The 26,389-nt window shown below is 65.1% G+C and carries 30 protein-coding genes; 20 read left to right on the top strand and 10 right to left on the bottom strand.

Going from position 1 to position 26,389, the window contains the following annotated elements; genetic code table 11:
• The first annotated feature begins 141 nt into the window (after positions 1–141).
• Both ACT3UA_RS15770 and ACT3UA_RS15765 read left to right on the top strand, forming a co-directional pair.
• Positions 142–4,224, top strand: a complete 4,083-nt coding sequence (locus ACT3UA_RS15770; RefSeq protein ID WP_255248306.1) for a DNA helicase — start codon at positions 142–144, stop codon at positions 4,222–4,224.
• Positions 4,221–4,538 carry a hypothetical protein gene (locus ACT3UA_RS15765; RefSeq protein WP_096283034.1) on the top strand — a complete coding sequence of 106 codons (318 nt, stop codon included), beginning with the start codon at positions 4,221–4,223 and terminating at the stop codon, positions 4,536–4,538. Before ACT3UA_RS15770 ends, ACT3UA_RS15765 begins: the two co-directional genes overlap by 4 nt.
• Here ACT3UA_RS15765 and ACT3UA_RS15760 read toward each other — a convergent pair.
• Together ACT3UA_RS15760 and ACT3UA_RS15755 are read right to left on the bottom strand one after the other, a co-directional pair.
• Positions 4,535–5,233 carry an RcpC/CpaB family pilus assembly protein gene (locus tag ACT3UA_RS15760; protein ID WP_096283035.1) on the bottom strand — a complete coding sequence of 233 codons (699 nt, stop codon included), beginning with the start codon at positions 5,231–5,233 and terminating at the stop codon, positions 4,535–4,537. The two genes, ACT3UA_RS15765 and ACT3UA_RS15760, sit on opposite strands and share 4 nt — an antisense overlap.
• A gap of 64 nt (positions 5,234–5,297) precedes the next feature.
• Entirely contained in the window at positions 5,298–5,915 is a 618-nt protein-coding gene (locus tag ACT3UA_RS15755; RefSeq protein ID WP_096283036.1) for a 5-formyltetrahydrofolate cyclo-ligase, read from the bottom strand.
• A gap of 74 nt (positions 5,916–5,989) precedes the next feature.
• Here ACT3UA_RS15755 and ACT3UA_RS15750 point away from each other — a divergent pair, with 74 nt between their 5' ends.
• Positions 5,990–6,607: a GNAT family N-acetyltransferase gene (locus ACT3UA_RS15750; protein WP_096283052.1), complete on the top strand. Its 618-nt coding sequence runs from the start codon at positions 5,990–5,992 to the stop codon at positions 6,605–6,607.
• 183 nt (positions 6,608–6,790) lie between these two features.
• Positions 6,791–7,579, top strand: a complete 789-nt coding sequence (locus ACT3UA_RS15745; RefSeq protein WP_096283037.1) for a hypothetical protein — start codon at positions 6,791–6,793, stop codon at positions 7,577–7,579.
• 77 nt (positions 7,580–7,656) lie between these two features.
• On the opposite strand, the gene ACT3UA_RS15740 is transcribed toward ACT3UA_RS15745, so the two are convergent.
• Positions 7,657–8,157 (bottom strand): Lrp/AsnC family transcriptional regulator, encoded by a 501-nt coding sequence (locus tag ACT3UA_RS15740; protein WP_096283038.1) that lies wholly within the window; start codon positions 8,155–8,157, stop codon positions 7,657–7,659.
• 111 nt (positions 8,158–8,268) lie between these two features.
• On the opposite strand from ACT3UA_RS15740, the gene ACT3UA_RS15735 reads away from it, so the two are divergent.
• The 5 genes from ACT3UA_RS15735 to ACT3UA_RS15715 all read left to right on the top strand — a co-directional run bounded on the left by ACT3UA_RS15735 (position 8,269) and on the right by ACT3UA_RS15715 (position 12,063).
• Positions 8,269–8,742, top strand: a complete 474-nt coding sequence (locus tag ACT3UA_RS15735; RefSeq protein ID WP_444617281.1) for an NUDIX hydrolase — start codon at positions 8,269–8,271, stop codon at positions 8,740–8,742.
• 38 nt (positions 8,743–8,780) lie between these two features.
• Entirely contained in the window at positions 8,781–9,608 is an 828-nt protein-coding gene (locus ACT3UA_RS15730) for a glycine betaine ABC transporter substrate-binding protein (protein ID WP_444617279.1), read from the top strand.
• Between the two features lie 67 nt (positions 9,609–9,675).
• A complete protein-coding gene (locus tag ACT3UA_RS15725; RefSeq protein WP_444617277.1) occupies positions 9,676–10,896 on the top strand; it encodes a pyridoxal phosphate-dependent aminotransferase in 1,221 nt (406 codons plus the stop codon).
• Positions 10,897–10,936: 40 nt separating this feature from the next.
• Positions 10,937–11,800: a PPK2 family polyphosphate kinase gene (locus tag ACT3UA_RS15720; protein ID WP_105553077.1), complete on the top strand. Its 864-nt coding sequence runs from the start codon at positions 10,937–10,939 to the stop codon at positions 11,798–11,800.
• A gap of 113 nt (positions 11,801–11,913) precedes the next feature.
• Positions 11,914–12,063 (top strand): hypothetical protein, encoded by a 150-nt coding sequence (locus ACT3UA_RS15715; RefSeq protein ID WP_444617275.1) that lies wholly within the window; start codon positions 11,914–11,916, stop codon positions 12,061–12,063.
• Here ACT3UA_RS15715 and ACT3UA_RS15710 read toward each other — a convergent pair.
• From ACT3UA_RS15710 to xseA, 3 genes are read right to left on the bottom strand one after another with little or no spacing between them, the layout of a single operon-like run.
• Entirely contained in the window at positions 12,060–12,524 is a 465-nt protein-coding gene (locus ACT3UA_RS15710) for a ZIP family metal transporter (RefSeq protein WP_444617273.1), read from the bottom strand. The genes ACT3UA_RS15715 and ACT3UA_RS15710 overlap by 4 nt on opposite strands.
• A 48-nt stretch (positions 12,525–12,572) precedes the next feature.
• Positions 12,573–12,800 carry an exodeoxyribonuclease VII small subunit gene (locus ACT3UA_RS15705; RefSeq protein WP_096283043.1) on the bottom strand — a complete coding sequence of 76 codons (228 nt, stop codon included), beginning with the start codon at positions 12,798–12,800 and terminating at the stop codon, positions 12,573–12,575.
• A gap of 9 nt (positions 12,801–12,809) precedes the next feature.
• Complete coding sequence (gene xseA / locus ACT3UA_RS15700; RefSeq protein WP_444617271.1) at positions 12,810–14,078, bottom strand: exodeoxyribonuclease VII large subunit; 1,269 nt, start codon at positions 14,076–14,078, stop codon at positions 12,810–12,812.
• Positions 14,079–14,451: 373 nt separating this feature from the next.
• On the opposite strand from xseA, the gene ACT3UA_RS15695 reads away from it, so the two are divergent.
• The 3 genes from ACT3UA_RS15695 to ychF all read left to right on the top strand — a co-directional run bounded on the left by ACT3UA_RS15695 (position 14,452) and on the right by ychF (position 17,872).
• Positions 14,452–15,546: an SH3 domain-containing protein gene (locus ACT3UA_RS15695; RefSeq protein WP_444617270.1), complete on the top strand. Its 1,095-nt coding sequence runs from the start codon at positions 14,452–14,454 to the stop codon at positions 15,544–15,546.
• Between the two features lie 99 nt (positions 15,547–15,645).
• A complete protein-coding gene (locus ACT3UA_RS15690; protein ID WP_096283046.1) occupies positions 15,646–16,740 on the top strand; it encodes a 4-hydroxy-3-methylbut-2-enyl diphosphate reductase in 1,095 nt (364 codons plus the stop codon).
• Positions 16,741–16,786: 46 nt separating this feature from the next.
• A complete protein-coding gene (gene ychF, locus ACT3UA_RS15685) occupies positions 16,787–17,872 on the top strand; it encodes a redox-regulated ATPase YchF (protein WP_096283047.1) in 1,086 nt (361 codons plus the stop codon).
• A 104-nt stretch (positions 17,873–17,976) separates the two neighbouring features.
• Here the strand turns inward: ychF and ACT3UA_RS15680 are convergent, their stop codons facing one another.
• Entirely contained in the window at positions 17,977–18,960 is a 984-nt protein-coding gene (locus ACT3UA_RS15680; RefSeq protein ID WP_141393428.1) for a hypothetical protein, read from the bottom strand.
• Between the two features lie 279 nt (positions 18,961–19,239).
• On the opposite strand from ACT3UA_RS15680, the gene ACT3UA_RS15675 reads away from it, so the two are divergent.
• The 8 genes from ACT3UA_RS15675 (at position 19,240) to ACT3UA_RS15640 (ending at position 23,760) form a co-directional block, all read left to right on the top strand.
• Complete coding sequence (locus tag ACT3UA_RS15675; protein WP_444617268.1) at positions 19,240–19,728, top strand: HXXEE domain-containing protein; 489 nt, start codon at positions 19,240–19,242, stop codon at positions 19,726–19,728.
• A gap of 140 nt (positions 19,729–19,868) precedes the next feature.
• The gene (locus ACT3UA_RS15670; RefSeq protein ID WP_157320449.1) at positions 19,869–20,114 is read left to right on the top strand and encodes a type II toxin-antitoxin system RelE/ParE family toxin; all 246 of its coding nucleotides are present in this window, start codon (positions 19,869–19,871) and stop codon (positions 20,112–20,114) included.
• Positions 20,101–20,403, top strand: coding sequence for a HigA family addiction module antitoxin (locus ACT3UA_RS15665; RefSeq protein ID WP_444617265.1), 303 nt, complete (start codon positions 20,101–20,103; stop codon positions 20,401–20,403). Before ACT3UA_RS15670 ends, ACT3UA_RS15665 begins: the two co-directional genes overlap by 14 nt.
• The gene (locus ACT3UA_RS15660; RefSeq protein ID WP_044496367.1) at positions 20,400–20,894 is read left to right on the top strand and encodes a nucleotidyltransferase domain-containing protein; all 495 of its coding nucleotides are present in this window, start codon (positions 20,400–20,402) and stop codon (positions 20,892–20,894) included. Before ACT3UA_RS15665 ends, ACT3UA_RS15660 begins: the two co-directional genes overlap by 4 nt.
• A 128-nt stretch (positions 20,895–21,022) precedes the next feature.
• Positions 21,023–21,766, top strand: a complete 744-nt coding sequence (locus ACT3UA_RS15655; RefSeq protein ID WP_172801974.1) for a class I SAM-dependent methyltransferase — start codon at positions 21,023–21,025, stop codon at positions 21,764–21,766.
• A gap of 4 nt (positions 21,767–21,770) precedes the next feature.
• Entirely contained in the window at positions 21,771–22,124 is a 354-nt protein-coding gene (locus ACT3UA_RS15650) for a HigA family addiction module antitoxin (protein ID WP_444617262.1), read from the top strand.
• Positions 22,124–22,945, top strand: a complete 822-nt coding sequence (locus tag ACT3UA_RS15645) for an alpha/beta fold hydrolase (protein ID WP_096283050.1) — start codon at positions 22,124–22,126, stop codon at positions 22,943–22,945. Before ACT3UA_RS15650 ends, ACT3UA_RS15645 begins: the two co-directional genes overlap by 1 nt.
• A gap of 548 nt (positions 22,946–23,493) precedes the next feature.
• Positions 23,494–23,760 carry an alpha/beta fold hydrolase gene (locus ACT3UA_RS15640; RefSeq protein WP_346059711.1) on the top strand — a complete coding sequence of 89 codons (267 nt, stop codon included), beginning with the start codon at positions 23,494–23,496 and terminating at the stop codon, positions 23,758–23,760.
• Positions 23,761–23,789: 29 nt separating this feature from the next.
• Here the strand turns inward: ACT3UA_RS15640 and ACT3UA_RS15635 are convergent, their stop codons facing one another.
• The 3 genes from ACT3UA_RS15635 to ACT3UA_RS15625 all read right to left on the bottom strand — a co-directional run.
• Entirely contained in the window at positions 23,790–24,338 is a 549-nt protein-coding gene (locus tag ACT3UA_RS15635) for a hypothetical protein (RefSeq protein WP_443438201.1), read from the bottom strand.
• A gap of 557 nt (positions 24,339–24,895) precedes the next feature.
• Positions 24,896–25,678, bottom strand: a complete 783-nt coding sequence (locus tag ACT3UA_RS15630; RefSeq protein ID WP_444617259.1) for a hypothetical protein — start codon at positions 25,676–25,678, stop codon at positions 24,896–24,898.
• On the bottom strand, positions 25,671–26,389 hold a 719-nt coding region (locus tag ACT3UA_RS15625; protein ID WP_444617257.1), incomplete at its 5' end, for an ATP-binding cassette domain-containing protein. The genes ACT3UA_RS15625 and ACT3UA_RS15630, both read right to left, overlap by 8 nt.

The raw sequence follows: 26,389 nt of genomic DNA, 5'->3' as shown, positions 1-26,389 counted from the left end.
CGGTGAGGTCCGGTTCCGCTTGCCGGGTTTAAAACGTGTTTCGCGCCCCGGTTCTCACCGGTGCGTGCACTACGTTAGGAAGGAGGCGCGCTGTCATTGTGGCGCGCCGTGATGGTCGGTTCAGTGAAGGGAATAACTGTCGTGACTAGTGGCCAAAATGCTGCTGCCGAGCGCGTCGCCACCTGGGTGAAATCCCTGGGCCAGAGTGCCGGCGCCGACACCACCTTGCGATTTGCGCCGTCGATGTCGAACAGCATCGACATCACTCACGCAAATCCATCGGGTTTGGCCCAGTTTCTTGCAGGTCGGCGCACCCGCCTGTCCACCTTGCTGCATGATGCGGAGCAGTTTGCCGCCGCGCGGCGCACCGCACGGGCGCTGAGCGCCAAAACCTCCGAGCTCTGGGAAGAGCGCGGCATCGACGTGGGCTACCTAGCCGCCGGTGTCGCCAATTGGCGTGCCGTGCACGAGGGCAAAAGCGAACCGGTATCCGCCCCGATCATGCTCGGCCGGATCACCCTGACCAAGCACCTGGACCACGACGACTACGACGTGCAGCTGGTAGGCCGCGCGGAGATATCCCCGGCCTTCGTGCGGCAATTCGAGTCCGACCACGAAGCCCGCATCGACGTGGACGCGGTGGACGCCGCGGCCTACTCCATCGCCCGCTTCGACCCGGTCCGCGGCATGGACGCACTGCGCCAGCAGCTCTCCGAGGTCCCCGGCGTGGTCATCGGCCACCGCCTGCTGGTCTCCACCTTCTCCGATCTGATCGACCCTGCGGACCCGGCGAAGCTCACCGGCTCGCACCCGGTGATCGAGGCGCTGATCCGCGCCGAGGACAACGCCGGCGAGCCCGCCGAAGCCGAGCCAACCGCGCCAGCCAAGGCCTCGGCGGACGCGGACTCCGAGACGCCAACCGAGGCGGAACCCGAAGGCAAAACCGAAGAGCCGGCCGGCTCGCGGCTGCGCCGCGTCGCCAGCCTGATCAAGGACTCCTCCAAAACCCGGCGCTCCGGCGAGCCAAGTGCTCCGGCACCGGGCGGCGCCACCCGCAAGGTGCACACCGGAACCAGCGTGCTGGCCAAGAACAGCGACGAACGCGATCCGGCCGAAGAGCTCTACCTGCTGGACGCCGACGAATCCCAGGCGCGCATGCTGGACTACATCTCCTCGGGTGAATCGGTGAGCATCAACGCCGCCGCCGGCACCGGGGCCACGCAGACCGCGCTGAACGCCGCCGGCCTGCTCGCCGCCCAGGGCAAGCGCGTGCTGGTTGTCGCCGAGCAGCGTTCGGCCGCTGAGGAATTCGTGCGCCGCTTCAACGAGCAGCTCGACGCCGGCAGCCTGCTGCTGGAACCCAATGAGGACCCCGAGGCGCTGCGCAACCTGCTGATCCGCGCGATCCTGCGCAACGAGCGCGCCACCGAACCGCAGCTGGGCAGCCTGCTGGAAAAGCTGCGCGCAAGCCGCAATTCCTTGCACGAGCACGTCAAGTCGCTGCATTCGGTGCGCAGCCGCTGGGGCTGCTCGCCCTACCAGGCGATGCAGGAGCTGGCCCGGCTCACCTCGCTGGATCCGGCCCCGTCCACCACCGTGCGGCTCAAACGCTCGGTGCTCGACTCCATGGGCCAGCGCGGCCACGTCGCCGCGCAGCTCAAGCGCGCCGCGCAGCTGGGCGCCTTCTCCAAATCGCACACCACCAGCCCCTGGTTCGGCGCGCCGCTGCGCAACCAGGAGGCCACCGAGCAGGCGCTCACCCTGGCCGGCGGGCTGGGCCGGGACCTGCCGATCCTGCACGAGCACATGCAGAAGATCGCCGCGCAGTCGCAGATCCGCCTGGAGGACAGCTACGACAAGTGGGGGGACCAGCTGCAGCTACTGGTCGCCGTGCGCGGTTCGCTGGACAAGTTCGAGGCGGACATCTTCGAAGGCGAGATCGACGATTTGATCGCCGCCACCGCCTCCAGCGCCTGGCGCCGCGAGCACGGGGTGGAGATGGGGTCCATCGTCCGCTCCCGGCTGCGCAAGATCGCCAAGGAATACGTGCGCCCCGGCATGCATGTCTCCGATCTGCAGGCGGCCCTGCAGGCGGTCTCCGTCCAGCGCGACGCCTGGCGGATCTACGCCACCAGCCAGCGGAACCCCGCGGTTCCCGGCGGGCTGCTGGATGTGGAGGCCGGATACCATGACGCCGGCGCGCGGATCGACAAGCTCGCCGCGGTGCTGCCGGCCCAGCTCGGTGCGCGGCTGCGCGAAATGCCGATCGCCACGCTGCTGGATACCATCGCCGCGCTGGTGGACCGCAAGGAAGACCTGGCCGAGCTGCCCGAACGCACGCTGATCGCCGAGCAGCTCTCCGAGGGCGGGCTGTCGGATCTGCTGGCCGACTTCGCCGAACGGGAAATCGACGCGGATGCGGTGGACGCCGAGCTCGAGCTCGCCTGGTGGCAGTCGGCGCTGGAGGCGATGATCTCCGGGGACGACTTCCTCGCGATGAACGACGGCGCGAAGCTGGAGAAGATCGAGGCGGACTTCCGGCTGGCCGACGGGGCGCATATCGCCTCGGGCCCCTCCCGGATCCGCTGGGCGCTGGCACGCAATTGGAAGGCCTCGCTGGCCGACCACCGGGCCGCCTCCAAGGCGCTGCGCGGCATCCTGAAGGACGGCACGCCCACCGTCGCCGGCCTGCTCGACTTCGGTCCGGCGCTGGTCAACTCGCTGACCCCGGTGTTCGTTTCGGCTCCGCTGCTGCTGGGCAGCGCGCTGCCGGCAGACACCGAATTCGATGCGGTGATCCTGCTGGAGGCCAACTACCTGACGCTGCGCGAGGTGCTCGATGCGGTGCGCCGCTCCAAGCAGGTCATCGCGATCGGCGACGAGATGCTCGGCGGCCCGAAGACCTTCGAGGTGTCGGTGGACCCCACCGCGCGGCTGAAGGAACGCAAGCCCGGGCTCTCCGCGCTCACCGCACTGAACCGCGTGCTGGTCACCGGCACCCTGTCCACCGTGTACCGCGGCATCGACGAGGGGCTGGTCGAGCAGCTCTCGAACACCTACTACGATTCGGCCATCTCGCGCCTGCCCGTGGCCGTGACGATCACCGGAAGCAGCCCGCTGCTCACCGGGGTGTACGTGCCCGATGCCACCGGGACGCTGTCCAGCAGCGAGGAGGGCGTGCAGACCACCGCCGCGGAGGTCGCCAAGGTCGTGGACCTGGTCTTCGCGCACTTCGCCGCGCACTCCACCGAGTCGCTCGCGGTGATCGCCTCGAACCGGGCCCACGCCGCGGCCATCGCCGAGGCGATCCGCGTGCAGCTGCCCAACCACAAATACGCAATGAACGCCCTGCGCTCCAAGGTTGAACCCTTCGTGGTGACCACCATGGACCGGCTGATCGGGGTGCGCCGCGACGCGGTCATCTTCGCCTGGGGCTTCGGGCGGACCCCGCACGGCAAGACGCTGCACGAATTCGGTGCGCTCTCCCGCCCCGGCGGCGAGCAGCTGTTCGTGTCCGCGATGACCCGTTCGCGCAAGCGGATGACCCTGGTCTCCGGGCTGCTGCCGGCCGATGTGGATCTGGACCGGGTGTACCGCGGGGCGCGGCAGTTCTTCGAGCTCTTCGGCCGCGTGCAGGCCGGGGATTCCGGAGTCAGCTCCATGCGCAGCCCGCGTTTCGACGCACTCGTCTCCGATCTGGCCCGGCGCCTGCGCGAACGCGGTGCGATCGTGTCCGAGGACTACCGCGGGGTGCTCGATCTTTCGGCCCACGCACTGGATATGGACGGCGCCGGCGGCGTACGCCCGCTGGCCGTGGTCTACGACGGCACCGAGCACTATGCCGGGCTGACCGTGCGCGAACGCAGCCGGCTGCGTCCGGAATTCTTCGAGAACCACGGCTGGCGCTACGTGCCGCTGTGGACCATCGACGTGTTCACCGACCCGGCCTCGGTCACCGACCGGCTGGCCCGGAGCCTGGAGCTGCGTCCGGCCGCGTCCGCGGCGACGCACACCGGGCCGCGCACCCGGGTGCCGATGGCCCCGCCGGTCTCCGCCAGCTCCGTCACCGCCGACCCGCCGGCCGCGAAGAAGCCGGCGGCCAAACCGGCGGAGCAGCCAGCGCCGAAACCGGCGGCCGCGCAGCCCGCCGAGGAGGCGGTGCCGACCCCCGCGCCGATCCCGGCGCGCGCGGAAGGCGCGGAGTCGAAGCCCGACGGTAAATGAGCAAGCAAGCAGGGCGCACTCCGCCGGCGGGCGGCAAGCCCGCCGGCCGGGTGAAGCGTCCGCGCGTTATCGCCCCTCCCCAGCAGCTGAGCGTCAAGGCCGAACTGACCGGCAGCTATGCGCCGGTGCCCGCCGGCGAATCGGTGGATCGCGCGCTGGCCGCAAGCCGGGACGGTTCTACCGAGAACGCCGAGCAACCAAAGAACCCGCTGGCCGAGCTGCGCGCCAAGGACGATGACCCGCGGATGTGGGGAGAGCCGGCCGAGGACCTGGCCGAAGCGATGAAGCGGGACAAGCCGCCGCACTGGGGCTAGTTCACCAGCACCGCGGACACCTTGCCGCGCGAGACCGCCCCGGCCAGCTCATCGGAGCTGGCATTGGCGGCGGCGACCACGATGATCCCTTCGCCGGGCGTGCCGGCGGCGCTGAACATGCCCAGCTCGCCGCCGCTGTCGCCGCCGGGTACCCAGAGCACCGGCACCGCGCGGGCGATGGTGCGCGAACTGATCTGCTGCTCGAACCCGTCCCCGGTGGTCAAGACGATATCCACCAGTTGGCCCGGATTAATCAGGGTCACCGTCGCCGGATCGCTGAGCCGGATGGGCACCGCGACGGTCCCGGCGGCGGCACCGGTGAGCAGATTCGGTCCGACCAGCAGGTGCTCGCGCAGCACCGTGCCCGCGGGGACCGCCACCGCCAGGCGTTGGCCGAGCACCGCGGCCGGCTCGGTGATCACCTGCCGGTCATCGGGAGCCAGCGGAACGCTTTGCACCTCGATCTGCTGCGCGCTCACCGTGCGCCCGGCGGCGATATCCGCCAGCGCGACCACCACCTGGCGCTGGGCCAGCTGCCCGGTGGCCAGCACGTTCAGCGCCGCGGCCAAGGCCAGCAGGGTGAAGGCCAGCGCCAGCGGTTTGCGGTAGCGGCGGAACAGCTCGCTGCGGCTGCGCGCCGCACGGATCCGGGGCCGCGGAATCACCGGGGTGCGGCGTGGGGATAAATTGCTCATGCCCCCAGCAAAACCCCGCCCGGCACGCTCGCCGCGCGGCCGGCGGCGAACTGTGGGCAACCGGCTAGGGGTCGATGGTGTGCACCAGCTCCGGGGTGATCACCAGGTCCACCGGGCGGTCGTGCGCGTCGACCGGGAAATGTCCGGCGGGCACGTATTCGTCCGCGTAGACCAGTGCGGCGATCCGCGTGGCCTTGTCCGCGACCTGCGGCAGGAAGCGGTCGTAGTAGCCGCCGCCCTGGCCCAGGCGCAGACCCTGCTCGTCGACCAGCAGTGCGGGGATGAACAGCGTGTGCACCGTGTCGAAGAGCCGCGCGCCGTGGCGTTCGCCCACCGGCTCGCGCACCGGGGCCCGCGCGCTGTCCACCAGCTGCACCTCGGGAGTCCAATGCGCCCAGCGCAGCTGGTATTCCGGTTCGCACACCGGCAGGTACACCTCGATGCCCGCCTGCACCAGCCGGGGCAGCAGCACCGAGGTGTCCGGTTCATCGGGCATGGACAGGTAGAGCCCGACCCGGGTGACGGTTCCGGTGGAAGAATCCAGGTAATCGAGCACGCGCGCGGCGAGCTGTTCGGCCAGCAGCGCCGAGCTGTTCGCGGAGATCTTCCGGCGGGCTGCCCGCACGGCGGCGCGCCGGGCCTGCTTGCTCTCGCCCGCTGGTGGGGAAGTGGCTGCATTCATGGTCTTACTCTACGCGCCACCCGGACCGTGGGTCATAAAAGTGCAGGTGAGCTCCGCGGGGATACGATATGTGCATGCTGAGTTTTCTGCGCGGAAAAGCCGCGTTGCCCGAGTTGTCCTCCTCGCGTTTGCTGCTTCGCGAGCTGCTGCTGCGCGATCAGGAGCAATGGCTTGCCCTGCGCTCGGCGAACGCGGGCTGGCTCAAGCCCTGGGACCCGACGAACCCCTTGGGACCGCCGGAGCCGATGAGCTTCCGGCAGCTGCTCGTCGCCAAGCGGGCGGCGGCGCGCGAGGGCACCGGGTACTCCTGGATTATGACGCTGCCGCAGCTGCACCGGGGGAACCCGCCGATCATCGGGCAGATTTCGGTCAGCGGCATCCAGTACGGGGCGGCGCGCTCCGCCTCGCTGGGCTATTGGATCGACGGCGCCCATGCGGGCTACGGGTTGGTCCCGGAGGCCTGCGCGCTGGTGATCGACCACTGCTTCCAACAGCTGGCGCTGCACCGGGTGGAGATCAACATCCGCCCGGAGAACACCCCGAGCCTGCGCGTGGTGGATAAGCTGGGCTTCCGCGATGAGGGGCTGCGCAAGGGGTTCTTGCATATCGACGGGCAATGGCGCGATCATCGAACATTTGCACTAAACCGCGAGGAGCTGCGCGGCAGCATGCTAGAACGCATCTACGAATAAAGCGGTGCGTCCGTTGGCCGAACCCCCGCTGCGGGCGCAGAAGTGCCCATCACTTGCGAATTCTTGCGGACACACCGAGAAAATTGCCCGTGGTTGCCTCCGGCGTTGCATAGTGTTGACCGAGGAAGCTAACTATTCGGCTTCCACCTGATCTGACCGTTCAAACGGTGTTGGAGGACCCCCATGGCTGGCACGTCACAGAGCGAAACGCGAGCGCAGTCTGCCGCGAGCGGACTGAAGATCCGTGTGCGCTATGGGCGGTTGGCGGTGGCGGTGCTCGGCCTGTTGGCGGTGCTCGCCACGCTTCTCGGCCTCGTGCTGGCGCCCTTCACCGCGCTGAGCTTCTCCGCCGTGGGCATCTTCTTCGCCATCGCCCTGGGTTCGGTGGCCACGCTGCGTGCCCTGGCGGTGCGTGATCGCAACCGCAAGCTGCTGGCGCATCTGCAGGCCACCCGCGAGCAGGCCCTGCAGACCCCGGCCTTCGCCGACGAGGCGAACCAGGTCATCTCCCGCAAGGCAGCCGAGGATGAGGTTTTCGACGCCCGCCCGGGTTCCGCCCGCCGCGCCCCGGCAATCACCGCCGAGGAACTGCGTGCCGAAGCGGTGCGCGTGGCCCGCGGGGACGGCGGCGTGAAGCAGCCGGCCACCTGGGAGCCGACCAAGGTGCCTAAGCCGACCTACGTGGAGGTGCGCGAGGCGACGCAGCGCGAAATCGTCGCCCGGGTGCGTCCCGAGCCGATCCCGGTCTCCGAGCCGCTGCGCCCCACCAAGCACATCAGCCTCAAGGCCGCCGAGGGCGCCAAGCGCCTGGCCGCCGAGGTCTCCGCCGAGGAACGCGCCTCGATCGCCAGCGTCGTGGCCAAAACCGAAGCCCCAGCGCCGGCGCCGGTGGAAAAGCCGGTCGAAGCCCCGGTGCCAGCGGCCAAGCCGAAACTGAATCTGGACGCCGTCATGCAGCGCCGCCGCGCCTAGCACACCGTACGAGGAAGGCCCGCATCGACAAGGATGCGGGCCTTCTGTCTTGCCCAGAGGCTTTGGCTCCGGCGGGCCTAGAGTTCGCCGAAGGGCAGCGGACCGCGGTTTCCCAGCTGGTGGTCGAAGACGAGCGTGGTTTCGGTGTGCCCGACCGATTCGTCGGTGGCCAGGTTGTCCAGCACCCAGTCGCGCAGCGCCTCGGTGGAGCCGACGGCGATATGCAGCAGGTAGTCGGTGCCGCCGGAGACGTGGAACATCGAGAGCACCTCGGGCAATTGCGGGATGCGCTGGCGGAAGGTGTCGATCTTCTCCCGGTCGTGGGCGCGCAGCTTGACCGAGATCAGCGCCTGCACGGTGCGCCCCACCGCGGCCAGCGAAACCTCCGCGTGGTAGCCGGTGAGGATGCCGCGGTCCACCAGCGAGCGGGTGCGCAGCAAGGCGGTGGACGGGGCGATGCCCGCGCGCTGCGCGAGCGTCGCATTGGAGATGCGGGCATTGCTGACCAGCTCGTCGATGATGATTCGATCGATCTCGTCCAGATCGGTGCCGAAGGGAGACTCTGCGTGCGATGACATAAGAATATTTCACCATACCCGCCGCCGTTCGTTGAAATGTTTGGCAGTTTTCTGCTTCGCCTTCGGCTCGGATCCCGCCGCCGGCGGCGCCCGGCCGATATATTGGAGCCTATGACACGACGCTCCGAAACCACCGGTGAACCCTTCGACACCCGCCTGGCGGCCTACGCCCTGGTGGAGCACGAGTCCAAGGTGCTGCTCACGCTGTGGGACATGCGTCATCGCGATGCCAGATTCACCCCGCGCTGGTCCTTGCCCGGGGGAGGGGTGGACCTGGGCGAACAGGCCACCGACGGGGTCGTCCGCGAGGTCTACGAGGAGACCGGCTACCACGTGGGCCAGCTCTCCCTGCTCGATGTCAGTACCGGCATCATCCCCGCCGCGAAGCGCTACTCCGGGGATGGGCACCCGATGCAGACGGTGGCGGTGACCTACCGGGCGCGGCTGCTCGGCGGGGCATTGCGCCACGAGCAGGACGGCTCCACCAGCGAAGCGGCCTGGTTCACCCGGGAGGAAATCCTGGGGCTGAACCGGATCGAACGAGTGGACAGCATCCTGCGTTTGACCTCGCCCGGCGTGCGCTAGCGCAAAAGCAAGACCCGCTGGCCTAGAATTCAGGGGAGATGAATTTAGCTAAAATCACCACCGCCGGCGCGCTGGCCCTCGCCGCGACGCTGACGCTGTCCGCCTGCACGAGCCAGTCCCCGGAGCCGGTCGAAGAATCCAAGGGGATCGAGCTCTCCCTGTCCGCCGGGACGGACCCCACCCAGCGCGCGCTGGGAAAGATCTATGCCGAGGCGCTGCGTGCGGCCGGCTACCAGGTCACCGAGCTCCAGCCGAGCACGGATCCCTACCAGCAGGTGCTCGACGGCAACGCCGACGTGGCCCTCGCCGAGTCCACCGCAGCCGAGCTGCGGGCGGCCACCGCCGGAACCGCGGCGCGCAGCCTGGCCGCCAGCGGCACCAATGGCTCCGCGGTCCTGGTGATGAGCGCCGCCGAGGCCAAGCACCACTCGGTGGATTCGGTGCCCAGCCTCGCCGCCGCCTGCCCGGAGCTGAGCTTCATCGGCGCCCAGCCGGCCAGCGACCCGCTAGTGGAAGCCCTGGAAGATGCCGGATGCGCCAAGCCCGAGGTGAAGACCGTGGCCGCGGAGCAGCTGCCCGGACAGCTGCGCGCCTCGCTCGATCGGGTGCTGGTGCTCTCGGCCGCCGATGCGATCATCGGCGATGAGGGTTTCTACATCGTCCCGGGCAGCGCGGAGATCTTCGCGGACGCGCCGCTGGTGCCGCTGGCCGGTGCGGACCTCGACGAGCCGGCGCAAAACGTCGTGGACCAGGTCAGCGAGCAGCTGGACCAGGAGGCGCTGATCGGCATCAACCGGATGGTCACCGGGGCCGACGCGCTGGACCCGGAAACCGCCGCCACCCGGTTCAAGCTGCTGAACAACTAACCTAGGCGGGTGTTCATGCGCCGACAAGAAGGCGCGCTCCCCGCCCCAATCATGAGAAAGTGTACCCATGGCAGAATTCAAGCAATCCTCGAAGCTCCACAACGTGCTCTACGACATTCGCGGGCCACTGCTTGAGCACGCCCAGCGGATGGAATCCGAGGGGCACCGCATCCTGAAGCTGAACATCGGCAACCCGGCGCCCTTCGGCTTCGAGGCGCCCGACGCGGTGCTGGTGGACATGATCCGCAACCTGCCCAACGCGCAGGGCTACTCGGACTCCCGCGGCATCCTCTCGGCGCGCACCGCCGTCTCGCAGTACTACCAGACCCGCGGTATCCAGACCATCGGGGTGGACGACGTCTACCTGGGCAACGGGGTCTCCGAGCTGATCACGCTGTCGCTGAACGCGCTGCTGAACAACGGCGACGAGGTGCTGATCCCGGCGCCGGACTACCCGTTGTGGACCGCCTCGGTCTCGCTGGCCGGCGGCACCCCGGTGCACTACCTGAACACCGAGGAGGAGGGCTGGCTGCCGGATTTGGCGGATATGGAGGCGAAGATCACCGATCGCACCAAGGGCATCGTGGTCATCAATCCGAACAACCCCACCGGCGCGGTCTACCCGAAGCAGACCCTGGAGGGGATCCTGGAGCTGGCCCGCAAGCACAACCTGATCGTCTTCTCCGATGAGATCTACGAGAAGATCCTCTACGACGATGCGGTGCACATCAACACCGCGGCGCTGGCCGACGACGTGCTGGTGCTGACCTTCTCCGGGCTGTCCAAGGCCTACCGGGTCTGCGGCTTCCGCTCCGGCTGGATGGCCATCTCCGGGCCCAAGCACCAGGCGAAGGACTACGTAGAGGGCATCAACCTGCTCACCAACATGCGCCTGTGCGCCAATGTGCCCGGGCAGCACGCAATCCAGACCGCGCTGGGCGGCTACCAGTCCATCGATGACCTGATCCTGCCCGGCGGCCGGCTGCGCGAACAGCGCGACGCCGCCTACGACCTGCTCCAGGCCATCCCCGGGGTGAGCGTGCAGAAGGCCAAGGGCGCGCTGTACATGTTCCCGAAGCTGGACCCCGAGGTCTACCCGATGCACGACGACGAGAAGTTCGCCCTGGAGCTGCTCAAGGCGCAGAAGATCCTGATCACCCAGGGCACCGCGTTCAACTGGCCGGCCCCGGACCACTTCCGCCTGGTCACCCTGCCGGCGGTGCGCGATCTGAAAGACGCGGTGGGCCGCATCTCGGCTTTCCTCGAGGATTGGCGCGCCCGGGCCTAGGCCTAGGCCTAGGCCTAGGCCTGGGCGCTAAGCTGAAGCGATGAGCGAATATCCACAGAATCTGCTGGCCCGGCTTCGCGTGGTCGGCGAGGTCGACCTGTCCCAGCGCGCCACCGGCGAACCCGACTGGTGGCCGAAGGACGCCCCACGCAGCAAGCGCAAGGCGGCCAAGCGGCTGGAGGCCATCGCCGCGGAGCTCACCGAGCTGCAGGAGCGGCTTTTCGCCTCCGCGCTGCACGGTCAGCTGCGCGACTCGCTGCTGCTGGTGCTGCAGGGCATGGACACCGCGGGCAAGGGCGGGATCGTGCGCCACGTGATGGGCCTGTTCGACCCGCAGGGCGTGGACCACCACGCGTTCAAGGCACCCACCGACGAAGAGCAGGCCCACGATTTCTTGTGGCGCGTTCAGCAGCGGCTGCCCGGGCCCGGGATCATCGGCGTCTTCGACCGCTCGCACTATGAGGACGTGCTGATCCACCGGGTGCAGAAGCTCAGCAGCACTCAGCAGATCGAGGCGCGCTACCCGAAGATCGTCGACTTCGAGCACGCCCTGCACGAACGCGGAATCCACCTGCACAAGGTGATGCTGCATATCGGCCCCGCGGAGCAGTACGCGCGGCTGAGCGAACGGCTGGATCGCGAAGACAAGCACTGGAAGTATTCCCCGGCCGATGTCGAGGACCGGCTGCTCTTCGCCGAATACCAGCGCGCCTACGAGCTGGCCATCGAACGCACCGCGACGGTGGATGCGCCCTGGTATGTGATCCCGGCGGATCAGAAATGGCGGGCGCGGCTCTGCGTGGCGGAGCTGCTGCTGCACACCCTGCGGGAGATCGACCCGCTCTGGCCGAAGGCCGACTTCGACGTCGCCGCCGAACGCAAGCGCCTGGACGCGACCAAGTAGGAGCTCAGCCGACGGAATGCACCGCGAAGGCGGTGAGGAAACCGGCGGTGGCGATCAACCCGGTGAAGTCGTGCTCCACGGCCCAGGCTTCGGGGATCATGGTATCGGCCACCATGGTCAGGATGCCTCCGGCGGCCAGCGCGATCGCGAAGGCGGTCTACCCCGGATCGGTAAGCGAAAGCAGGGCGAACCCGGCCCAGGAGGCCACCCCGGCGACCAGCGTCACCGAGCCCCAGAGCAGGAAGATGCCGCCGGCCTTCTAGCCCGCCTGCTTCTGCTGCGCCGTGCTGGCCAGCGCTTCGGGAATGTTGGAGATGAAGATGGCGACGAGCATCGCCGGATTCACCGCGCCTCCGGCGACCAGCCCGACACCCAGAGCCACCGATTCGGGGATGCCGTCGATCAACGCCCCGACGGCCAGCGCATTGCCCGAGGCCGAGGCGGAACCCGGGGCGCGGGAGCGCTTGGCCACGATCCGGTTCGCGAAGAAGTAGAGCAGCGCGCCGCAGATCAGCCCGAGCGCGGTGACCAGCAGCCCGCCGGTGGCGTAGGACTCGGCGACCAGCTCGAAGGCCAGCGCGCAGATCAGCACGCCCGCGCCGAAGGCCATGATCCCGGCCACGGCAGCCCGCGGTAGTTTCAGCCACCAGCCCGCCGCGGCGCCCAATAAAAGCGAGGCCCCGGAAACCAGACCCCAGATCAGTGCCCACCATGCCATGCTCATAATGCCCAGCGTAGCCAAGATACTGGCCGCTGGGCAGGCAAGAGCGGACTAGTCGGCCGAGTTTTCCACCCGGCGGCGGGCCTGGTCCAGGCGTTCGGAGACGCCGTTGAGCCAATTCTCGCAGTGCGCGGCCAACGCTTCGCCGCGCTCCCACAGCGCCAGCGAGGCTTCCAGCGGCACTCCGCCGGTCTCCAGCTGATTGACCACCGCCATCAGCTCCTCACGGGCCTGCTCATAGGAGAGCTGTGCGATATCTTCGGGGATTTGCTCGGTCATGGTCATTCCTTAAAGTGCTTCGGTGGCCGGTGCGGCCGGGAAAATTTCGTCGACGGTGGCGCTCAGCTTGCCGGCGGCCACGCGGATGCGCAGGCCCTGGCCGGGATGCAGCTCCTCGGCGGTGCGCACCACCGTGCCATCGGCAAGCTGGGTGACCGAATAGCCGCGGTCCAGGGTCTGCTGCGGGGAGAGCGCACGCATCTGCGCGCGCAGATGGCCCAGCTCGTCCCCGGCGCGTTGCACCCGGTGGCGGATCAGCGCCATCGAGCGTTCCCGCCAGCGCCCCAGATCCTCGGCGCGCGCGTCGATCATGGCCTGCGGATTGGCCAGCACCGGGCGCTGGCGCAGCGCCGTGATGGTCTGCGCCTCGCGCTGCAGCAGGTTGTTGATCGCCCGGTCCAGGCGTTGGCGCGAGAGCTCGATGCCGGCGAACTCCTCGTTCAAATCCGGGACGATGCGCTTCGCGGCGTCCGTCGGCGTCGAGGCGCGCAGATCGGCCACATCGTCCAGGATGGGCCGGTCCGCCTCGTGCCCGATGGCCGAAACCACCGGGGTGGTGGCGGCGAAGACGTCGCGGATGAGTTCTTCGTTGGAAAAGGGCAGCAGGTCCTCCAGGGCGCCGCCGCCGCGGGCGATCACGATGACCTCGACGTCCGGGTCGGCGTCCAGCTCGGACAACGCGGCACGCACCTGGGCGACCGCGTCGTTTCCCTGCACCGCGGTGTTGATGATCCGAAAGCGCACCGCAGGCCAGCGCAGCGTCGCGTTGCGCACCACGTCCTTCTCGGCGTCCGAATCGCGGCCGGTGATCAGCCCGATGGTGCGCGGCAGCACCGGCAGCGGCAGCTTATGCTCCATCGCGAACAAGCCCTCGGCGCCCAGGGCCTGGCGCAGGCGTTCGAGCCGCGCGAGCAGTTCGCCCAGGCCCACCGGGCGCAGGTCGGTGGCGTTCAGCGAGAGCCGCCCGGTTTTCGCATACAGGCTCGGCTTGACCCGGGCGACCACGCGTGCGCCGACCTCCGGGGTGGATTCCAGCTTGCGCATCACCGAGGACCAGACGGTCACCGAGAAGGAGTTGTCCGCGTCCACATCGCGCAGCGTCAGATAGCCGTGGCCATTGCGCACATTCGCTTCGAGCAGCTGGCCCTCCACCCAGGTGACCGGGGAGTTCTCGATGTGGATCTTCAGTTTTTCGGTCAGTATGCGCAGCGGCCACGGGTTTTCGGCACTGGTCTCCGCGGCCGTTGCCGGCATGGTGCGCGGCGCTTCTGGTGGCATGGGTCCTCTCCTGCATAACCGGGGCCCGTCCGTGATTAAACGTGCCGGTGGCTCATGAGAGACTATCGCACAATGCCGACGATTTGCCGGATTGCAGGGTGCCCGCCGGGGTGCGCGAGCGGCGGTGCCAGGGTCACAATCCGGGCAAAAAATGACGGATTTTCATGCCGCGCAGGCGGTGCGCGGCGCGTTTTTCAACGATTGGGATAATCCTGCCTCAAGCCGTTGTCCGCCTTCGGGCGGGGGAGGACACTGAGCGGTAATTGGGGAAAATTACATAGAGAGATGCAGGATCATGCGGTGGCCATTGGGGAAGAAAAATCTTGTTCGTTCGTCCACCGCGACCTGTTTGGCCTTGGGATTACTGGTGGGCATGGCGCCTCTGGCCGCCGCGGCGGCAGCCCCCGCGAGCGCGGCCATCGCTGTGGCCGCGGAGCTGTCCATCGACCTGCCGGCCAAGGTACGCACCACCGACAACCTCAATCTGCGCACCGGCCCGTCCACCGCCTATCGGATCCTGGTCTCGATCCCCAAAGGCACCGCGGTCCCGGTCTCCGGGCGCGCCTCCAACGGGTGGTACAAGGTCAGCTACGCAGGGCATACCGGCTACGTCAGCGGATCCTACGTAGTCGCCGCCACGGTGCGCACCCTGGACAGCCTGAATCTGCGCAGCGGAGCGTCCACCTCGTACAGGATTCTGGTGACCATTCCGCGCGGGAGCACGATCCCGGCCTATGCACGCGCGGGCAACGGATGGTACAAAGTCAGTTATGCCGGGCGCACCGGCTGGGTCAGCGGTAGCTATGTCACGACCTATCCGAAGCCGCCGGCGGCCCCGCAGTCCACCGGCCCGAATCGGACCAGCCGGGTGGTGCTGACCTTCGACGACTGCCCGAGCAGCCTGAGCTCCTTCAACTCGGTCATTTCCTATGCGGCGACCAACAACATCGGCCTGGTGCTCGCTCCGACCGGTAATTGCCTCGGCTCCTACAAATCGCGCTACGGCGTGGACCTCGCGGCGCTGGCCCGGGCCAAGGGGCAATGGGTCATCAACCATTCGATCAGCCATCCGGACCTGCGTCCGCTGTCCTGCCTGCAGGCCGGCGCCCAATTGAGCGGCAGCGGAGTGCATACGAACTTCGGCCGGCCACCCTACGGCGCCATCGATGCCAGCGTGCGCTGCGGCTACGACAGCCGCGGCATGGGAATCTGGACCTGGACGCGGGACACGCGGGACTGGGAGGCGAAATCCAAGTCGATCACCGTGGCTCGGGCCGGCGCGGCAGTCCCCGGGGACACGGTGCTGATGCATATGCAATGGTACGGATTCTCACCCGATGCGCTGAAGCAGATCAAGGCCAAGCTGGCGCAGCGCGGGGTGAACGTGTGCCGTGCCTATCACGGGACCGATGGCGTCGGCGCCGTGGTGCGCACCCCGGTCAGGCTGCCGAGTTCCCTGCCTTGCTAGCAGCGATTACGGCCACGGAGGCAGATCTCACAGCCCGTTAAGGGTGGCGCGCATCATATGAGCATGCGCTAACTTGCGCCGGGTTCGTAGACTAGAGATATGGCTACTTCCACTTCTGTCCCGGTCTCGTTGCCGATCCCTCGGATTCCGCGTATTCGCCGCACTCCCGAGCAGATCGCCGCAGCCTCCTCGCAGGTCACCGAACGCAAGGTGCTGCTCGCCGCCCCGCGCGGCTACTGCGCCGGCGTGGACCGCGCGGTCATCGCGGTGGAGAAGGCCCTGGAGCACTACGGGGCCCCGGTGTACGTGCGCAAGCAGATCGTGCACAACGTGCATGTGGTCTCCGAACTCGAATCCCGCGGCGCGATCTTCGTCGAAGAGAACGAAGAGGTGCCCACCGGCGCGCTGGTGGTGTTCTCCGCCCACGGCGTCTCCCCGGCGGTGGTGCAGTCCGCCGAGGACCGCGGCCTGCGCACCATCGACGCGACCTGCCCGCTGGTCACCAAGGTGCACCGCGAGGCCGTGCGCTTTGCGAAAAACGACTACGAAATCCTGCTGATCGGCCACGAAGGCCACGAAGAGGTCGAGGGCACCTACGGCGAAGCGCCGGAGGTCACCACCATCGTGAACAACCCCGAAGAGGCCGACACCGTGCAGGTGAAGGACCCGGACAAGCTCATCTGGCTCTCGCAGACCACGCTGAGCGTGGACGAGACCATGGAGATCGTGCGCCGGCTGCGCAAGCGCTTCCCGAACCTGCAGGATCCGCCCAGCGATGACATCTGCTACGCGACCACCAACCGGCAGGCGGCGATCAAGGAGATCGCCCCGAGCTCGGAGCTGGTGATCGTGGTCGGTTCGGCCAACTCCTCGAACTCGGTGCGCCTGGTCGAGGTTGCGCTGGATCACGGGGCGAAGGCGGCCTACCGGGTGGACTTCGCCAACGAGGTGGACGAGACCTGGTTCGAGGGCGTGTCCAGCATCGGGGTCACCTCCGGCGCCTCGGTGCCCGATGTGCTCGTCCAGGAGGTGCTGGCCCTGCTCGCCGACTACGGTTTCACCGACGTCGCGGAGGTCACCACCGCCCAGGAGGACATCATCTTCTCGCTGCCCAAGGAAATCCGCGGCAAGCTCAAGGAATCCGGCGACGACGCCCGGGCCCTGGGCGGACGGCGCTCCTCAGAAACCCGCTAAGCACTTCATTTCCCGCATCTCCTAAGCAAAGGTAGAATTTCCTCCCGTGGCTCTTACTATCGGAATCGTCGGACTGCCCAACGTCGGCAAGTCCACCATGTTCAACGCGCTGACCCGTGCCCAGGTACTGGCGGCCAACTACCCGTTCGCGACCATCGAACCCAATGTGGGCGTCGTCCCGCTGCCGGACGCGCGGCTGAAGGTGCTCTCCGGAATCTTCGGTTCCGAGCGCATCCTGCCGGCCACCGTGTCCTTCGTGGACATCGCCGGCATCGTCAAGGGCGCCTCGGAGGGTGAAGGCCTGGGCAATAAGTTCCTCGCCACCATCCGTGAAGCCGACGCGATCTGCCAGGTCACCCGCGCGTTCGTCAACGACGACGTGATCCACGTGAACGGCAAGGTCGACCCGGCCTCGGATATCGAGACGATCGCCACCGAGCTGATCCTCGCCGATATGCAGACCATCGAGAACCAGCTGCCGCGCCTGGAGAAGGAGCTGCGCACAAAGAAGATCGAGAAGTCCTTCGTGGACGCGGTGCTCAACGCGCAGAAGATCCTCGAAGAGGGCAAGACCCTGTACTCCGCGGCCAAGACCGACGGGGTGGACCTCGAAGAGCTCGCCCCGATGCAGCTGATGACCACCAAGCCATTCATCTACGTGTTCAACACCGATGAAGCCGGACTGGCCGACACCGAGATGCAGGCCAAGCTTTCGGCGCTGGTCGCGCCGGCCGAGGCGATCTTCCTGGATGCGCAGTTCGAGGCCGAACTCGCCGAGCTGGAAGAAGACGAAGCCGAAGAGATGATGGAAGATGCGGGCATCGTCGAGTCGGGCCTGGGCAAGCTGGCTCGCGTCGGCTTCGACACCCTGGGACTGCAGACCTACCTGACCGCAGGCCCGAAGGAAACCCGCGCCTGGACCATCAACAAGGGCGCCACCGCTCCCGAGGCCGCCGGCGTCATCCACACCGACTTCCAGCGCGGCTTCATCAAGGCCGAGGTTGTGGGCTTCGAGGACCTGGTCGAGGTCGGCTCGATCGCCAACGCCAAGTCCGCGGGCAAGGCGCGCATCGAAGGCAAGGAATACATCATGAAGGACGGCGACGTGGTGGAATTTAGGTTCAACGTATAAAAATGCCGCCTGAATAGGGTTTTCGTCTCTTCTGCCTCAAGCCGAGGAATTTGCCGGAGTTCCGATCTAGCGTGCGCAACCAGGCGAGTAAGTGCCTCAACCGCTTAGGTCGTTGGCATTCCGCGGTATCCAGTAGGCGTGACCCACACATGAGCGGTAACCACTTGTCGCCCGCTGTCTCGGGCGTTACGCAGAGACGGTACGTTGTCTGGATGGATATGCCCCCAAAGCACATCGTTAGTGTTCGCCGGCACTTGTCGCGTCAGCCGCTGTAAGGCGGCGATGCCCACACGTTGTCCGCGATGTGCTGAATTGAGGGCGATCTCCTGCATGCAGAAGCCAGTGAATCCGTAGGAATCATCACGCTCTGCGGCCACAATGCCCGCTGAGGTGCCACCCACGCGAATCTCGAAAAGTAGCCCTTCTTCCGCGGCATCCTCAAGCGACTCTGCGTCAGCCGGCACGGCCCACTGGCCCAGTTGCGGCCGTGATGGCTTTAGTGCTTCGTAGATTGCCGCGACGCGTTCTGCTGCTTCTTCCGGAGCGCAAGCAACGAGAGTCACATCGTCGTAGCGGTCGGCCAGAGGCTGCTCGCGCATCTCGGCTACGGGGCGTGCCACGATCAGCAGATCTGGCGTAGCTTGTCCAACATCCATACCCGAACCAGTGAGCGCTCGAAGTCGCTGTTCCGGGTCGGGTAGGTTGACGCGCATGCACAGCGGCGAGAAGGCGTCGAAGCTCGGCAAAACATCACCGAGAGCGGCAAATCCCAATGGTTCAGGCGGCAGTGATGTTGCGATTATGTCCACGAATGGCTTCTCAATGTCTCGCCCCCGGAACCGAATACCCGCGACGGCCCAATGTCCGTTCGGCAGTTCCACGCGTCTGTTCGCCCACGCGAGGGGGTCTTGGACGGGGAGCTGAACCATGTCCCGGATCTGGCCGCCCCACTCAGAATCTCCGACGAGGGCGAGGTTTGGCTCCAGCCATTCTGCTAGATTCGTCCGCCACTGTGGCGACCAGTTCTTGATCTGCGAGGAAGTCCATCGCTCGGCCGCTTCTAGTGCATGCGCATCAGGGGTAGTCATCCGGATGAGAATATCAGATATTGAGCATATAATCTGGCTGGTTCGCAGAGCGGCCAGGGAGCGTCTCGCCGTCTTGCGCAGCATCTAACTCGTGTCTGGCGGCAGAGGTTGGTATGTGCGGCGACGTGGTTGAGTATAGATTTAACGTTTAGTCGAGTTCCGGTTCAATCTCTCGATCGCATAGTTTCAAGCACTCAGTCGGCCGTGAAATAATGCTGGTGGGCGCGTAGGTCCGCGAGCAGATTCATCCGGGTTGGATGCGCGAGGGAAGGCTGAATTGTGAGTTGGAAGGGGCCGGCTGCACTTTTTGCGGCGTGGATAGTCCACGACATCGAGGAAGCGTTTGCGTTTCCTACTTCCTGCGATCGTCTCGTGGATCGCACTGGTATAGAACAGCTCAGGATCACGCCGCAGCAATCGTGGATCGCTGTGGGTCTGATGGGAATTCTGGTGGCGGTGGCGTGTGGCCGCGGCGTACGTTCTACCGGGAAGTCGGCGATCTATCGGGCAGTCGTTGCCGGGCTGGAAGCCCACGTCGTGACTCACCTCGGCGCTTCAGTCGCGCAGCGTGGTTACACCGCCGGTGTTGCGACGGTTTTGCCAATCATGCTTCCCGGGGCGCTCATAGCGCGTCGAGAGCTCCAGCGGGACGGGTGCGAGCTGCGGTTTCGTGACACGGTCAACGGCGTCGCATTGCTCCTGCCCGCCGCATTGGTATGCCAGGTAGGCGCACGACTGATCCGTCGGGTGTCCGCGGCCAAGAACTGACCGGAAAAGCAAGAAACGGCATGTCGTGTGAGGTTCGTATGTGCGGCGACCTGGTGGAGTTCCGGTTTAACGTCTAGCGTTATTGACGCCGGTCGTTATAGCCTGGTCTCGGATCGTTCGGCAGCAAGGACACCGAACGATTGTGGCGTCGTGAGCGAGTGCGCTCGATCGATCATCGGATCCATCGGGTCGCACTGCGCAAGCTTCGTCAGGTGGGATCGGCGGAGTCCATCGAGGATCTTCGGGTCCCGCCGGGCAACCGGCTCGAAGCGCTGAAGGGCGACCGCGCCGGGCAGCACAGCATCAGGATCAACGACGAGTGGCGGATCTGGTTCGTGCGGACCGACGCAGGACCGGAGGAGGTGGAGATCGTTGACTACCACTGAGAAGATTGCTCCGATCCACCCTGGGGAGGTCCTCATGGAGGACTTCATCGAGGGCTTCGGGATCACGCAGAACAAGCTCGCCGTGTCGATCGGCGTCCCGCCTCGGCGGATCAACGAGATCGTGCATGGCAAGCGGGGGATCACGGCGGACACCGCGCTCCGGCTCGGCAAGCTCTTCGGCACCACCGCACAGTTCTGGCTGAACCTGCAGACGCTCTACGGCCTCGACCTCGCAGAGGATCGCGCGGCTGAGCAGATCGACGCCATCGTGCCGCTGCAATCCGCATGACCTTCAGCGGGATGGACGCCGCTGAGGTAGTCCGAGTCGTTGGCTGGCTCGAGGAGCGATCAGTCGTCTACCAGGTCAACGGCGGATGGGCCGTTGACGCTCTGCACGGTTCCCAGACCAGATCGCATGGTGATCTGGATGTGTTCGTCGACTCGACGACGGTCGACGCCCTCATGGAATGGTTGCTCGGTCGCGGATACAGCATCGTGGAGGACTGGCGTCCGATCCGAGTTGAGCTGCGCGCCGGCGACAGGGCGGTCGACATCCATCCGATGGACGTGGACTGTGTCGGCGACGGGGTCCAGCAGGGCTTCGGTGAAGACTCGTTCGTCCACCGAGCGCGCGAGCGCGCGGTCGGAGTGATCGGAGATCGCTCGGTAGTTGTCGCGTGCGCCGCGCGACTCATGGCGCTGAGGCTCGGTTACGACCTCCGGCCGGAGGACCGCCACGATCTCGACGTGCTTGGGAGGTTGGTCGCCGACCACTCTTGAGGTCCGTGGCGGGCAGTTGACGCAGATGGTTGTCCGTGCCGGAACTCAGTGGAATTCCGCTTCAACGTCTGACGTGTTCCGGTCGTTGAGCCGGCCGCAGGCGAGACGAAACGTACTATGCTGGCCTCATGATTGACGAGTGGCGACGCGTGTACAGAGAGTCGACGATGGTGGGCTGGGACTTCTCGACCCTCGACGGGCAGCTTAGCGCCGACGAACCGTGGTGGGACTTCGAACAGGATTGCTTCTCCGCCATTGCTTCTGCACGGCGGATTGCGGACCTTGGGACCGGTGGCGGTGAGAGGCTGCTGGACCTGCTGGGCTCGGACGACATCACGGGCAAGAGCATCATCGCCACTGAGGGTTGGGAACCGAACGTCGCGGTAGCGCACCGCGCTCTTGCCTCGCGGGGCATCGCAGTTGTCAGGTACGACTCTGAGCAGGACACGCGGATGCCGTTTGCCGACAGCAGCTTCGATCTCGTGATGTCCCGCCATGAGTCGATTGATCCGCAGGAGATTGCACGGGTGCTGGCTCCCGGGGGTCGATTGTTGACGCAACAGGTCGACGGGCATGATGCGGAGGAGGTCCACGAATGGTTCGGTCAGCCGTTTGAGTATCCGCATGTGACTTCGCGTCGCTTCGTCGATGACATTGAGACGGCGGGCCTGAATGTTGACGTCGTGGACGATTGGCATGGAACGATGGAGTTCGAGAGCGTGACGGCGCTGGTCACGTATCTTGCCTTGACTCCTTGGGATGCGCCGAACTTCTCCGTATCTGAGCACGAGGCCCAGCTGTTGGCGCTGGACGAAGATCGCCCGATCAAGGTGACTCAGCGGCGTTTCCGCGTGTACGCGACGAAGCCGTAGGCCGATGAAGCTGGAGGGTTGGGCCGCACACCGTCAACGCTCACGCAGCGCGGCGGGGACTGAGTCAGATCGGATCGAGACGATCCACCCGGGAGAGATCCTGATGGAGGACTTCATCGAGGGTTTCGGGATCACGCAAAACAAGCTTGCGGTGTCGATCGGTGTGCCCCCGCGCCGGATCAATGAGATCGTGCACGGCAAGCGCGGGATCAGTGAGGACACAGCTATCCGGCTCGCGCGCTACTTCGGCACGTCCGAGGAGTTTTGGATGAACTTACAGTCGAACTATGAGCTGCGGCTCGAGCGTCGAGTGCTGTGCGACATGGTCGCGGCGATCACGCCACTGCGCTTGACGTGATGGACCGCACAGTGCTGCGCCCCGACGGCGTCTGGATCGCGGTCACCGACCTCGGTGGCGATGGCCCCACCGTCGTACTGTTGCACGGCCTCGCGGGGAGTTCACGCGAACTGTTGCCCACGGCGCATGCGCTACCGGGCTATCGTGTGCTGCTCGTAGACCAGCGGGGGCACGGCGCGAGCACGCGGCTTCCCGATGATCTGTCGCGCGATGCGTTCGTCGGAGACGTCGTCGCAGTGATTGAGGAACTCGTCCCTGGGCGGCGGGCGACGCTTGTCGGGCAGTCGATGGGAGCCCACACCGCGTTCCTTGTCGCGGCGGCGAGGCCAGACCTGGTCGAGGGGCTCGTGATGCTGGAAGGGCACGTGGCGGGCAACGGTGATCCGGGAGAGGCTGCCGGACTCGGCAGCTACTTCGAGTCCTGGCCGGTGCCGTTCGAAGACGAAGCTGCCGCGCGGGGGTTCCTCGGTGATGACGCGATCGTCAATGCTTGGGTGGCCGACCTTCTTCAGACCGATGATGGCCTGGTGCCGCGCTTCGATGCCTCGGTCATGCAGCGCACGATCGAGGCCGTCCATGAGCCGCGCTGGCAGGAGTGGGAGGCTCTGCAGGTTCCGACGCTCGCGGTCTTCGCAAAGCATGGGATGTTCAGCGATGCCGATAAGGACGAACTGGTCCGGCGCAGGCCCGAAACGGAGAGAGTAGATCTGGCCGACGGCAGCCATGACGCCCACCTTGACGCCTTCGACGAGTGGACCGATGTGCTCCATCACTGGCTGTCCCGCGATCAGACCGGGCCGTTGCGACCCAGCGGTCGCTGAGGTTGGTCCGTGCCGGAACTTGGTGGAGTTCCGCTTCAACGTCTAGTTCTTCTTGGCTCGAACGCCCTCGGTTTCTTTTGAAGCCGAGGGCGTTTTTGCGTCCAGACGATGGCCTGCTGCTTTGGGAGAGTTGCGGAACGAGATAGCAAGAGATGAAGTTGCAAGGCGCTAGTGACCGTCAGTAGCTGCTGAGCTTAACGCCGGTATCCCACCGTGCGGAGTTGGCTATCGTGGCGAACAGCATGTGTTCCGCATTGTGATCTGTAACGCTGCTAACTTGTTGATCTCCCTGTTGCGTCATGTCAATACCTCCGGGAACTTTGATACGTTGCTCCAGGTGAAAACCTCAGGTAAATAGGTTTCTCATTGCACTGCCTTCCTCGCTTCCGGGTGCACCACCGCACGCTGGTGGGGCGCGGCTGGATTGTCGTAGACCTTGGTGACCGTCGCATTCGTGTGTGGCTACCGGATCGTCTACGACGTCCATGACGATGTGCTCATAGTGTTGGTGTTGCAAATCGGTCACCGTTGAGAGACCTACAGATGATGTGAAGAGGCGTGCCGGTGGCGGCGGACCGAAGGTGGTTCTGCTTCACGGCTTGTCAGGAAGCTCCCGGGAGCTAATGCTGACTGGGAGGGCACTCCAGGAATGTCGGGTGCTGCTGGTTGATCAGCGTGGGCATGGCCGGAGTATGCGGAGGTCGGATGATCTGTCGCGCGCTGCATTCGTGGGAGACGTCGTTGAATTCCGGCACGGAATAACATCGCGACCTAAGGCAAGAAGTAGCACCCCGTGCGAAGCTCGCCGCGCTTAGCATCGTTGCGGTAGAGCGACTCACAGGCCTCAATATGGGTCGCCGTACCGAACTAAGAACACGATCGCAGACACAAATGAGTACACCAAAAATGTGAGACCGAGCCACGAGCAGGCGAGCCGACTTGTTTCATATTCGGCTCGCTTGAGCCGCGGAAACATTAGCACGAGACCAGCCACCTGGACGACAGACAAGGCGAGGTAAGACCAATCTTTAAATACCCACACCAGCGGTGCAAAATGTACGGCGACGCACAGTGCAATCCACCAGCCAAACCATCGATAACGGTCACGGACCTTCAAGAGGATTGCGCCACCACCGATGAACAGGCTCATCACGATGAAGGTAGCTCCAAAAACCCACCAGCCGCCATCGTCCAGCGCACTTGAAGTGTTCCAATTGCGCCCGACGACAACTCCGAAGGCGGCGGCGATGATCAGTCCAATCGCAGAACCGACCCATAGCGGCAGCCGAGATTTAGGTGCTGGGTCCTCATGTGCCATACCAAACCACACAGCCACCATAACCCCGAACAGGGCAATGGTGAATGCTTGATCTCGCATGAATTCGGTGATCAAAGGCTTTGTCCGCTCGTCTGTGCCTGGGCTTCGACTTCGTTGATTTCTAGGAGGTCGCCGTATGCCATGGATTGGTCTTCGGGTCAGCCTACCAGAGCAACGACGGTCTCCAGCAGGAGAGGTATGTCGGGCTTGAGCAGCGGAGGCAGCGCGGCAGCCCCTGCAAGCACACCGTCAGGCCGGCGCGCAGCATACGAAGTGCAGCGCGCTTCCAGCCCAAGGCAGCCGTTTCCGCGACGTATTTGCCCCCGCCGGAGCGTCGGCGGGTCACAGGAGCACCCCGCACGCCTTGTGCGCGGCGACGTCGAGCCAACCTCAGGTCAGCCCGTTCGAGGCCGTGGTGATTGCCAGCGCGGCGAGGTTGGACTTAATGGCGCCTGGTGACGTAACGCGGTTGAATTCCGATGCTGTGGCCTCTGCCTACTTGCATCCACTGGCGGACGCTGTCCAGGTGGGCCACATCCTGCGGGGCCCGGCGCACTGCGTCATCGCCCAGATGCAGCGGACAGTTGATCCCACCTCGAAGGCGGGTGCTGTAAGGCTCGTTCTCGATCTCGTTACACCACCGGTGATCGAGGTACGTTGAGATCCGCGTGAGAAGTGGAGCCTGCTCGGCGACTGCGCAAAACGAAGACCTCAAGCAGCGTACAAATAACAATCGTCGCCAAATTGACGACAAGAGAAGCAACCATTGGGTTGGTTACAGTCCAGCTGCCATCAAGACCAACCGCTATCGGAAGGGTGTTCATATACATGGGTATTCCCAAGAACTCAGAGCTTGAACCTACCGACCAAGCATTGCTATCGAGGCTATATATATTCCAGAAGACGATAATTTCGCAAGTGATCAAGCCTACGAACAATATTCCGAAGATCAGTAACTGTGTAGTCAGGCCACGCCCTAATCTAGCGATTCGGCACAAGACCCACACAAGTGTCACGAAAGCAGCCAAAGAGAGCAATTTACCTGCATATAGGAACGCTACGGAGGCAAGCTGCGCCTCGGCTTGATTCGAAGTCAGTGCATAGCCAGTGACAGTAGTTAGACCAATGGCCACGGTTCCCAGCAAAAGTGGGAGTACCTTGAGAGTGAACTTCTTGGCCGGAGACTGCGTAGACATGTGGAACAACAAATCGTGGTCCCGCACGATGTAGTTGAATAGGTGCATGGCTACATAAACAGCTGCCGCGCACGAGATCAGGATAACGGCGAAAACCCATGTTACCCCTGAGACGGGGTTGTTGGCCCAACGCTCGAATCCGAGAGCAAGTACAAGTAGCAGAAGCGAGAAGGCAAAGAAGTGCAAATGTTTACGTAGCTCAACCGTCCACTCACGCATTACGGATCACCTTCTTAAAAGTTTCTTCAAGCCCGCCGGAATTTTGAAGTACGTTGACTTTTTCGTGCATCAAGAGCTTACCGTCGTGGAGCACGAGACATTCATTGAATAGGCTTTCCAACCCTGTAATTAGGTGGGTGCTGATTACCACTGCAGCACCCGAAGGCCGATGGCGCTCAATGAGTTCTAAAACCAGATCTCGGGTCACCGGGTCGACTGCCGCCAATGGCTCATCAAACAAATACAAGTTGGACCGGCGCGCCAGCATCATGCCCAGTGACAGCTGTTCCATCATCCCTTTGGACAATTGGGAGAGCTTCAGCGATCGATCAAGTTTTAGGTCAGATAGGATCTCTTCGGCGATGTCGACAGAAAAATCACTATAGTACCGCTGCAGAAGTTCAGGACATTCTGATACACGAAGAAAGTCGTAAAGGTACGGTTTGTCTGGCAGAAACACGGGTCGATTAGAACCTGCAATGGATACAGAACCGTGCCCCATGCTCAGCATTCCTGCCATGGCTTTCAAGAGCGTGGTCTTACCAGCACCGTTTTGACCGAATAGCCCAACAATTCCTGAGGATTCCGTCAACTTAAACGAAATAGGCGAGAGGCTGAATCGTTTACCGCGCCGAACTACGACTTGATCTACCTCGAGTAGATTCATATTCCAATAATCTCCATGTACATACCGATTGTTATATGTAGCCC

Source organism: Glutamicibacter sp. 363, assembly GCF_052379505.1.
Classification (GTDB): domain Bacteria; phylum Actinomycetota; class Actinomycetes; order Actinomycetales; family Micrococcaceae; genus Glutamicibacter.
This window is presented reverse-complemented; position numbering and strand designations above follow the sequence as displayed.

Bases quoted from the DNA above. Each gene is read 5' to 3' on its own strand.
- ACT3UA_RS15765 (WP_096283034.1), top strand. From the start codon at position 4,221: ATGAGCAAGCAAGCAGGGCGCACTCCGCCGGCGGGCGGCAAGCCCGCC.
- ACT3UA_RS15760 (WP_096283035.1), bottom strand. From the start codon at position 5,233: ATGAGCAATTTATCCCCACGCCGCACCCCGGTGATTCCGCGGCCCCGG.
- ACT3UA_RS15755 (WP_096283036.1), bottom strand. From the start codon at position 5,915: ATGAATGCAGCCACTTCCCCACCAGCGGGCGAGAGCAAGCAGGCCCGG.
- ACT3UA_RS15750 (WP_096283052.1), top strand. From the start codon at position 5,990: ATGCTGAGTTTTCTGCGCGGAAAAGCCGCGTTGCCCGAGTTGTCCTCC.
- ACT3UA_RS15745 (WP_096283037.1), top strand. From the start codon at position 6,791: ATGGCTGGCACGTCACAGAGCGAAACGCGAGCGCAGTCTGCCGCGAGC.
- ACT3UA_RS15740 (WP_096283038.1), bottom strand. From the start codon at position 8,157: ATGTCATCGCACGCAGAGTCTCCCTTCGGCACCGATCTGGACGAGATC.
- ACT3UA_RS15735 (WP_444617281.1), top strand. From the start codon at position 8,269: ATGACACGACGCTCCGAAACCACCGGTGAACCCTTCGACACCCGCCTG.
- ACT3UA_RS15730 (WP_444617279.1), top strand. From the start codon at position 8,781: ATGAATTTAGCTAAAATCACCACCGCCGGCGCGCTGGCCCTCGCCGCG.
- ACT3UA_RS15725 (WP_444617277.1), top strand. From the start codon at position 9,676: ATGGCAGAATTCAAGCAATCCTCGAAGCTCCACAACGTGCTCTACGAC.
- ACT3UA_RS15720 (WP_105553077.1), top strand. From the start codon at position 10,937: ATGAGCGAATATCCACAGAATCTGCTGGCCCGGCTTCGCGTGGTCGGC.
- ACT3UA_RS15715 (WP_444617275.1), top strand. From the start codon at position 11,914: ATGGTCAGGATGCCTCCGGCGGCCAGCGCGATCGCGAAGGCGGTCTAC.
- ACT3UA_RS15710 (WP_444617273.1), bottom strand. From the start codon at position 12,524: ATGAGCATGGCATGGTGGGCACTGATCTGGGGTCTGGTTTCCGGGGCC.
- ACT3UA_RS15705 (WP_096283043.1), bottom strand. From the start codon at position 12,800: ATGACCGAGCAAATCCCCGAAGATATCGCACAGCTCTCCTATGAGCAG.
- xseA (WP_444617271.1), bottom strand. From the start codon at position 14,078: ATGCCACCAGAAGCGCCGCGCACCATGCCGGCAACGGCCGCGGAGACC.
- ACT3UA_RS15695 (WP_444617270.1), top strand. From the start codon at position 14,452: ATGGCGCCTCTGGCCGCCGCGGCGGCAGCCCCCGCGAGCGCGGCCATC.
- ACT3UA_RS15690 (WP_096283046.1), top strand. From the start codon at position 15,646: ATGGCTACTTCCACTTCTGTCCCGGTCTCGTTGCCGATCCCTCGGATT.
- ACT3UA_RS15680 (WP_141393428.1), bottom strand. From the start codon at position 18,960: ATGACTACCCCTGATGCGCATGCACTAGAAGCGGCCGAGCGATGGACT.
- ACT3UA_RS15660 (WP_044496367.1), top strand. From the start codon at position 20,400: ATGACCTTCAGCGGGATGGACGCCGCTGAGGTAGTCCGAGTCGTTGGC.
- ACT3UA_RS15655 (WP_172801974.1), top strand. From the start codon at position 21,023: ATGATTGACGAGTGGCGACGCGTGTACAGAGAGTCGACGATGGTGGGC.
- ACT3UA_RS15650 (WP_444617262.1), top strand. From the start codon at position 21,771: ATGAAGCTGGAGGGTTGGGCCGCACACCGTCAACGCTCACGCAGCGCG.
- ACT3UA_RS15645 (WP_096283050.1), top strand. From the start codon at position 22,124: ATGGACCGCACAGTGCTGCGCCCCGACGGCGTCTGGATCGCGGTCACC.
- ACT3UA_RS15630 (WP_444617259.1), bottom strand. From the start codon at position 25,678: ATGCGTGAGTGGACGGTTGAGCTACGTAAACATTTGCACTTCTTTGCC.